At 64.7% G+C, this 7,179-nt stretch carries 5 protein-coding genes and 2 rRNA genes; 4 read left to right on the top strand and 3 right to left on the bottom strand.

Translation table 11 applies throughout. The features are described 5' to 3' along the window. The 3 genes from AB0J39_RS23620 to AB0J39_RS23610 all read left to right on the top strand — a co-directional run. Positions 1-2,472, top strand: a 23S ribosomal RNA gene (locus AB0J39_RS23620); the annotation flags it as partial. A 96-nt stretch (positions 2,473-2,568) separates the two neighbouring features. After that, positions 2,569-2,685, top strand: a 5S ribosomal RNA gene (rrf, locus tag AB0J39_RS23615). 198 nt (positions 2,686-2,883) lie between these two features. Beyond that, positions 2,884-3,534, top strand: coding sequence for an SUMF1/EgtB/PvdO family nonheme iron enzyme (locus tag AB0J39_RS23610; protein WP_363468260.1), 651 nt, complete (start codon positions 2,884-2,886; stop codon positions 3,532-3,534). A gap of 98 nt (positions 3,535-3,632) precedes the next feature. Here the strand turns inward: AB0J39_RS23610 and AB0J39_RS23605 are convergent, their stop codons facing one another. Further along, the gene (locus AB0J39_RS23605) at positions 3,633-4,121 is read right to left on the bottom strand and encodes an Lrp/AsnC family transcriptional regulator (protein WP_363468258.1); all 489 of its coding nucleotides are present in this window, start codon (positions 4,119-4,121) and stop codon (positions 3,633-3,635) included. Positions 4,122-4,252: 131 nt separating this feature from the next. Here AB0J39_RS23605 and AB0J39_RS23600 point away from each other — a divergent pair, with 131 nt between their 5' ends. Further along, complete coding sequence (locus AB0J39_RS23600; RefSeq protein ID WP_363468256.1) at positions 4,253-5,143, top strand: phenylalanine 4-monooxygenase; 891 nt, start codon at positions 4,253-4,255, stop codon at positions 5,141-5,143. 71 nt (positions 5,144-5,214) lie between these two features. Here AB0J39_RS23600 and AB0J39_RS23595 read toward each other — a convergent pair whose 3' ends face one another. Together AB0J39_RS23595 and AB0J39_RS23590 are read right to left on the bottom strand one after the other, a co-directional pair. After that, positions 5,215-6,684 (bottom strand): phosphodiester glycosidase family protein, encoded by a 1,470-nt coding sequence (locus tag AB0J39_RS23595; RefSeq protein ID WP_363468254.1) that lies wholly within the window; start codon positions 6,682-6,684, stop codon positions 5,215-5,217. A 148-nt stretch (positions 6,685-6,832) separates the two neighbouring features. Beyond that, the gene (locus tag AB0J39_RS23590) at positions 6,833-7,036 is read right to left on the bottom strand and encodes a hypothetical protein (RefSeq protein WP_363468253.1); all 204 of its coding nucleotides are present in this window, start codon (positions 7,034-7,036) and stop codon (positions 6,833-6,835) included. Between the last annotated feature and the right edge of the window lie 143 nt (positions 7,037-7,179).

Below are 7,179 nucleotides of genomic sequence, written 5' to 3'. Positions count from 1 at the left end.
CGGCTGTGATGTGACTGCGTGCCTTTTGAAGAATGAGCCTGCGAGTTATGGTGTGTGGCGAGGTTAACCCGTGTGGGGGAGCCGTAGCGAAAGCGAGTCTGAATAGGGCGTATGAGTCGCATGCTGTAGACCCGAAGCGGGGTGATCTACGCATGGGCAGGTTGAAGCGTGGGTAAGACTGCGTGGAGGACCGAACCCACCAGGGTTGAAAACCTGGGGGATGACCTGTGTGTAGGGGTGAAAGGCCAATCAAACTCCGTGATAGCTGGTTCTCCCCGAAATGCATTTAGGTGCAGCGTTACGTGGTGCTTGCCGGAGGTAGGGCTCTGGATGGCTGATGGGCCCGACAAGGTTACTGACGTCAGCCAAACTTCGAATGCCGGTAAGTGGAGCGTGGCAGTGAGACTGCGGGGGATAAGCTCCGTGGTCGAGAGGGAAACAGCCCAGATCACCGACTAAGGCCCCTAAGCGTGTGCTAAGTGGGAAAGGATGTGGAGTCGCAGTGACAACCAGGAGGTTGGCTTAGAAGCAGCCACCCTTGAAAGAGTGCGTAATAGCTCACTGGTCAAGTGATTCTGCGCCGACAATGTAGCGGGGCTCAAGTACACCGCCGAAGTCGTGGCACCTGCCGGATCTCTTTTGGGGTTCGGGGGTGGGTAGGGGAGCGTCGTGCGAACCGGTGAAGCCGCCGAGTGATCGTGTGGTGGAGGTCGTGCGAGTGAGAATGCAGGCATGAGTAGCGAGTCAGAAGTGAGAATCTTCTGCGCCGAATGACCAAGGGTTCCTGGGGCAGGTTCGTCCGCCCAGGGTAAGTCGGGACCTAAGGCGAGGCCGACAGGCGTAGTCGATGGACAACGGGTTGATATTCCCGTACCCGCTGTGATGCGCCCATATCGAATCCAGTGATACTAAGGGTCCTTAGCCCGGTTGGCTCTTCGGAGCCGGCGTCAGGGTGAACGCCTGGCCTGATCTGGTAGTAGGTAAGCGATGGGGTGACGCAGGAAGGTAGCCCAGCCCGGGCGGTGGTTGTCCCGGGGTAAGCATGTAGGGCGAGAGATAGGCAAATCCGTCTCTCATTAAGCCTGAGGTGTGATGCCGAGCCGATTGTGGCGAAGTGGGTGATCCTATGCTGCCGAGAAAAGCCTCTAGTGAGTGTCGCGGCGGCCCGTACCCGAAACCGACTCAGGTGGTCAGGTAGAGAATACCAAGGCGGTCGGGTGAACTGTGGTTAAGGAACTCGGCAAATTGCCCCCGTAACTTCGGGAGAAGGGGGACCTTTACTGGTGATCGGACTAGCTCCGTGAGCTGGTGGGGGTCGCAGTGGCCAGGGGGAAGCGACTGTTTACTAAAAACACAGGTCCGTGCGAAGTCGTAAGACGATGTATACGGACTGACGCCTGCCCGGTGCCGGAACGTTAAGGGGACCGCTTAGCCAGTTTCGATTGGCGAAGGTGAGAACTTAAGCGCCGGTAAACGGCGGTGGTAACTATAACCATCCTAAGGTAGCGAAATTCCTTGTCGGGTAAGTTCCGACCTGCACGAATGGCGTAACGACTTCCCCGCTGTCTCAACCACAGGCCCGGTGAAATTGCAGTACGAGTAAAGATGCTCGTTTCGCGCAGCAGGACGGAAAGACCCCGGGACCTTCACTACAGCTTGACATTGGCGTTTGGAGCGTCTTGTGTAGGATAGGTGGGAGACTAGGAAGCGGTAACGCTAGTTACCGTGGAGTCATTGGTGAAATACCACTCTGGTCGTTTTGGACGTCTAACCCGCGCCCGTGAATCCGGGTGGGGGACAGTGTCTGGTGGGTAGTTTAACTGGGGCGGTTGCCTCCTAAAAGGTAACGGAGGCGCCCAAAGGTTCCCTCAGCCTGGTTGGCAATCAGGTGTCGAGTGTAAGTGCACAAGGGAGCTTGACTGTGAGACTGACGGGTCGAGCAGGAGCGAAAGCTGGGACTAGTGATCCGGCATCGGCGTGTGGAAGCGGTGTCGCTCAACGGCTAAAAGGTACCCCGGGGATAACAGGCTGATCTTCCCCAAGAGTCCATATCGACGGGATGGTTTGGCACCTCGATGTCGGCTCGTCGCATCCTGGGGCTGGAGTAGGTCCCAAGGGTTGGGCTGTTCGCCCATTAAAGCGGTACGCGAGCTGGGTTTAGAACGTCGCGAGACAGTTCGGTCCCTATCCGCTGCGCGCGCAGGAGACTTGCGAGGGGCTGTCCCTAGTACGAGAGGACCGGGACGGACGAACCTCTGGTGTGCCAGTTGTTCCGCCAGGAGCACGGCTGGTTGGCTACGTTCGGTAGGGATAACCGCTGAAAGCATCTAAGCGGGAAGCTCGCCTCAAGATGAGGTCTCCCACCACGAGAGTGGGTAAGGCCCCCTAGAGATGATGGGGTTGATAGGCCGGAAGTGGAAGCGCAGTAATGTGTGGAGCTGACCGGTACTAATAGGCCGAGGACTTGACCATGAAACCCGCCCTGCTTGGTGCGGGGTGTGGTGCTCGCGTTCACTATGTGATCTCAGAGACAGCAACCAGTAGGTGTGGTTGTGTGTTTCATGGGGTTACGGCGGTCATAGCGGCAGGGAAACACCCGGTTACTTTCCGAACCCGGAAGTTAAGCCTGCCAGCGCCGATGGTACTGCACCGGGGACGGTGTGGGAGAGTAGGACACCGCCGGACAATCTTTGAAAAAGGGGTCACCCCGCATGGGGTGGCCCCTTTTTTGTTTTCATGCTCCGGCTGCCCTGGTGGCAGGCCCCCGCCCCCGGGACGTCGCAGCAGGCGAGCACTCCTGCCCGGGCGTGTGCATCGACGGCGAAGGGCAGGACCCCAACGGTGAGCCGTGAATCGTCGCCGGCTGAGGTGACCATGGAGCAAATGATCCGCGTTCCCGCAGGGAGGATTCTCCTCCGGGATGAGGGGACACGGACGAGTTGGGTGGGCGTGGTCGGGGATTTCCTTCTGGCGCCCTTTCCGGTGACCCGGGAGCTGTATCGATCCGTCACCGGTGAGGCCGCGGTGGACGCGGCGGGACCGCATACGCCGATCACCGAAATCTCCTGGATCGACGCCGTCCGGTTCTGCAATCACCTCTCAGAGGTGATGGGGCTGACACCCTGCTATGCCATCGGAGACGACCCCGACGCGCAGGACGTGGTCTGCGAGTGGGACGCGGACGGATACCGCCTGCCGTCCGAGGCGGAGTGGGAGTACGCCTGCCGGGCCGGCACGACCGGGGTGCGGTATGGAGAGCTCGACGAGATCGCCTGGTACAGGGAGAACTCCGGCGGACGAGTGCACGACGTCGGGACCAGGAAGCCGAACGCGTGGGGCCTGTACGACATGATCGGCAACGTGTGGGAATGGTGCTGGGACGTCTACGACGCGAGTGTCTACGGCCCCTACCGGGTTTTCCGCGGTGGAGGAGCACATGATCTGCCTCGGGCATGCCGGGCCTCGTGCCGCCGCAAGAGCCACCCGACGTTGCGCATCGACGACCTCGGCTTCCGCGTCGCGCGTTCCGTCTGAGCCGCGGGTCGTCTGCGCCGCGGATCGCCCCGAGCTGCTGAGCGCCGGAGCCGGCGACCGCGACCGCGACCGCGACCAAACGTCGGCGCCCGCGCGGTTCAAACCGGTGCGCGCGGCGGTTCAGGCGGTGCGACCGCGGCCTCCAGCAGGGGCTCGATGCGGAAGGGGATCTGGGTCGACAGGGCGATCGTCGTGTCGGTGCGCTGGATGGCGGGGGAGGCGAGGATCCGGGCGATGATCTCCTGAAGATGCGGGGTGCTGCGGGCGACCACGCGGCACAGAAGGTCGGCCTGGCCGCTGGTGCCGTAGACCTCGAGGATCTCCGGAATGCCGTCCAGCCACCGCACGGCCTCGGCCAGCTTGCCCTGAGCGATCTGCAGGGAGGCGAAGGCCAGGATGGGATAGCCGATCTGCTCCGTCGTGATCGTCGGGCCGAAGTCGCCGATGACGCCGCGGGCGGTCAGTTTGTCCAGCCGCGACTGCACGGTGCCGCGGGCGACGCCGAGCAGGCGGGCCAGTTCGGTGAGCCCGATCCGGGGGTTGGCCCGCATGGTGGTCAGCAGGCGGCTGTCGAGCGCGTCGAGCATGCGCCGAGGGTACGCCCGGACTGAGCGGATCGACCAGTGTGCCCGCCCAAATACACGCTGATTTGAGCGTTTCGCACACCTCAACTGGTCACTCTTGCCAGCCAACCGCTTACTTGCTGTCATATCGGAGTATGTTCGAAGAAGCGCAGTATTTCGCTCCGGTGGCGACGAAGGAAGACGGATCCGTCGTCGTCGAGCTGGCCACGAGCCACCCCGGCTTCGCGGACGCCGTCTACCGTCAGCGCCGCAACGCGATCGCGGCGCTGGCGCTGGTGCACAAGCCGGGTGACCCCATCCCGACGGCCGAGTACACCGACGAGGAGCACCATGTGTGGGCACTCGTCACCAAGGAACTGGCGATCAAGCATCAGAAGTACGCGGTGCGCGAGTTCCTCGACGCGGCGGCGCGGCTCGGCCTGCCGGAGGACCGCATCCCGCAGTTGCAGGAGGTCGGCGACCTTCTGGAGCCGCTGACGGGTTTCCGCTATCTGCCCGCGGCCGGGCTGGTCCCGCTCCGCGAGTTCTACGGTGTCCTGGCCGACGGCCTGTTCCACTCCACCCAGTACATCCGGCATCACTCCGTGCCGTTCTACACCCCTGAGCCGGACGTCATCCACGAGGTGATCGGGCACGCCAACACGCTGGCGTCACCCCGGTTCGCCGCGCTGTACCGAGCCGCCGGCCGGGCGGCGCGCCGGGTGGAGACCGACGAGGCGCTGGAGTTCGTGTCCAAGGTGTTCTGGTTCACCCTGGAGTTCGGCGTCATGCGGGAGGACGGCGAACTCAGGGCGTACGGCGCGGGGATTCTCAGCTCGTACGGCGAGATCGAGGAGTTCCGCGGGATGGACATCCGCCCGCTCGACCTCGCCGCGATGGGGACCACCCACTACGACATCACGAAGTATCAGGAGGTCCTCTTCGAGGCGGCCTCGTTCGACCACCTCGAAGACACGATCGGGACGTTCTGGGACACCTGCGACGACGACTCGATCGCCCGGCTCCTCGCGGGGTCCCCCGCCTGAGCGGGTTCGGCGAGGCGGGTGCCCCGGTCCGGGGCGTACCCCGGTTCGATGCGTCCCTCGCCTGAGCGGGCTCAGCGCGGGCCGAGGATCAACAGGGCGTCGCCGACTCCCCGCTCGGCGCCGTCGGACGGATGGTTGACCACCTTCTTGCCGAGGACCATGGTGCTCGACCCGCCGCCGTCCAGGTTGACCGCGTCGCGCGCGCCGAGCCAGCGCATGAGCGCGGCCGCCTCGAAGAACGACGCGCCGATCGTGCCGCCGGGCCGGCGGCCGTCGACGACCGCGATGACGAGCTTGCCGTCGCGGGTGACGCCGGCGAGCGTGCGCGGGTGGCGCCGCAGGATCATGTTGGTGTTGGCCATGCCGTCCCGCGACGCGGTGATCGAGGTCCTGCCGTTCCGGACCAGGCCGATCGCGCCGCCGACGATGTTGGTCTCCGGGGTCAGCGGGACGGCCTTGTTCGTCCGCAGGTCGGTGACCCGGGTCGTGACCGTGATGGTCGTGCCCTCGCCCGCGCGCTGCGACAGCCAGTCGGCGGCGGCTCCCACGGCGTGCAGCACGCGGGTGCCGGGTGCCACGGGACCGCCGGACGCGCGGACGGCGGTCACCCTTCCGGAGGCGTCGAGGACTACCTCGATGCCGTCGTCCTGCGGGGTGTCCCGCCCGAGTTCCTCGGTGTACATAACCAGTTCGTCCGGCTTCGGCACCCGGTTGACGCCGGTCACCTCGGCCGTGGTCCCGTCGGCCGCCCGGGCGACCACCGTGGACGACAACTCGGTGACGCGCGCCGTACGGCCCCGCAGGACCAGGCCCACGCGGCCGGCGACGGCCTCGCTGAGCAGCCTGCCGCGGACGACGGAGATGCCGGTGGGGTCGCCGCGGAAGGCGGGCAGCGTGTGGATGTCGAAGAAGCCGCCGTTCACGGCGGCGAGGGCCTTGGCGGCGGACGCCATGGCCGATACCTTCTCGCGCTTGGCGACGCTTGTGCCCAGCGACGCCTCGTAGGAGCCGCGGAACTTGCGCGGGTCGACGACGATCACCCGCACATCCCAGGGGCCGGTGGTGACGAAGCCGTCGTCACCCCGGAAGTCGACCTTCGCGCTCACCCCGGCGTCCTTGAGCTGCTTGACGACCTCGGCGGCCGCGGCCTTCTGGTTCAGCGGCCAGCTGCCCACCCGCACCATGAAGTAGTCGCCGGCCGGGTGGTCGGCGACGGCGGGCCTGGTGAACTTGACGATGACGGGTTCGAGGCCCGCCGCCTGCACGGCCGTCGCCTGGGCCTGTGCCTTGGCCTCGGACATGAAGTCCTTGCCCGCCATGACGACGCTGACCGTGTATCCGTCCTGCGGCTTGCCGTGCCTGAGGGTGAAGTAGCTGACGCCGGGGGCCAGGCTCTTGGCCGCCGACTTCGGGATCCCGGGCTCACCGAGGGGGAAGCTCGTCGTCGGCAGTCCGGCGACGGGCTCGGCGGTGGCCGGTGCCGAAGAGATGGTCGTCGTCAGGGCCAGCGCGGCGGCCCCGACGATCAGGCGGCGTTTCATGCGATCGCTCCCGCTCGGTGATCCTTGCGGGACTATCGTGGCGACGATTGCGTACGGAGACGACGGAAACGCGCTAAAGCGCATGAAATTCCCAGACGACTTCGGTAACTCTCGCATGTCGAATCGGACATTCATGCATATAAGCGCACTAAGGGGTGTTGGCGTCGATTTCCCGTGCCCGCTGCACGAACTCCTGCGCGGACCGGGCCTCGATATGGACGAGCAGTCCGTCCCGCCGCCGGGACATGCCCCAGTAGTGCATGGTGGCCTCGCCCCACCAGATGGTCCATTCGGGGAAACGCGCGGACAGGGCCCGTACCACGACCGTCGGGCTGATTTTGGGTTCGCTCATCGTGGGCACGTTTCGAGGTAAGCACGATTCATCCCGTGAGCGCGAGCATACGAAAAGTAGTCAGGGGCGATAGACCTTACACCCGGGACGACATACCTACTTTCTGGGTGTCAGCAAGTCCGCGAGGAGCTGCCCAGGGAAGG

It is taken from the genome of Microbispora sp. NPDC049633, assembly GCF_040675265.1.
GTDB classification, from domain to species: domain Bacteria; phylum Actinomycetota; class Actinomycetes; order Streptosporangiales; family Streptosporangiaceae; genus Microbispora; species Microbispora maris.
The sequence above is the reverse complement of the archived record's forward strand: the minus strand, read 5'-3'. Positions and strand labels throughout refer to the sequence as shown.